At 49.2% G+C, this 706-nt stretch carries 2 protein-coding genes; both read right to left on the bottom strand.

What is annotated here, in order from left to right:
* The coding region (locus R7R78_RS26325; RefSeq protein WP_225474637.1) for an EscU/YscU/HrcU family type III secretion system export apparatus switch protein at nt 1-241 on the bottom strand (241 nt) is incomplete at its 3' end.
* A partial coding sequence (locus tag R7R78_RS26320; protein ID WP_225474636.1) for a flagellar biosynthetic protein FliR occupies nt 238-706 on the bottom strand: 469 nt, incomplete at its 5' end. The genes R7R78_RS26320 and R7R78_RS26325, both read right to left, overlap by 4 nt.

Here is a 706-nt window from a genome sequence, read left to right as displayed (position 1 = left end):
GTTCTACCATTTGCTGTGGGTTTTCTAGGTCGGCTTTCGTCAACGACATGTTATAGCGGAAAATGCCGAACATGCTTTCCCAGATGCTATTGATTTGAGAGTAAAAATACAGCGCTACAGCCATAAAAATGACTGCAGTGGTGAATTCTTTCGCTCGTGGAATTTGGCCTTCCTGGCGGGCTTTTTTGACTTTCTGGGGGGAGGCCTTTTCGGTTTTGTCTTGTGACGACTGATCGCTCATGCGCCCCCCAACATAAAGTTGTTTAAGTGTCGGATCGTCTCATGCACCAGCGCGGTATAGCGGCCCGGAACACCGGAAACAGAAATCAAAACACTGAACAGGCCAAGTAGCATGGTCATCGGAAAACCTAGCGCATAAACGTTCAGAGACGGTGCGGCGCGGTTCATCACACCAAAGCTGATGTTCGCCAATAGCATTGACACGATGGCAGGCAGCGCAAGTGCGAGAGAAGCCGCAAACATCCAACCAAACACATTGATCACGCCTTGCAGTGATAGGGCCGTGATGCCTGAGCCAACAGGCCACACCACAAAACTCTGAATAACGATGTCGATCACCAGTAAGTGCCCTTCTAGTGACAAAAAGAGTAAGGTCGAAAAAATCAAAAAGATACGGCCTAGAATCGCCACCGACAGACCATTCACAGGGTCGTTCATCACTGCCATACCCAAACCCATCACCAAA

The organism is Vibrio sp. 2134-1 (assembly GCF_033339495.1).
The sequence above is the reverse complement of the archived record's forward strand: the minus strand, read 5'-3'. Positions and strand labels throughout refer to the sequence as shown.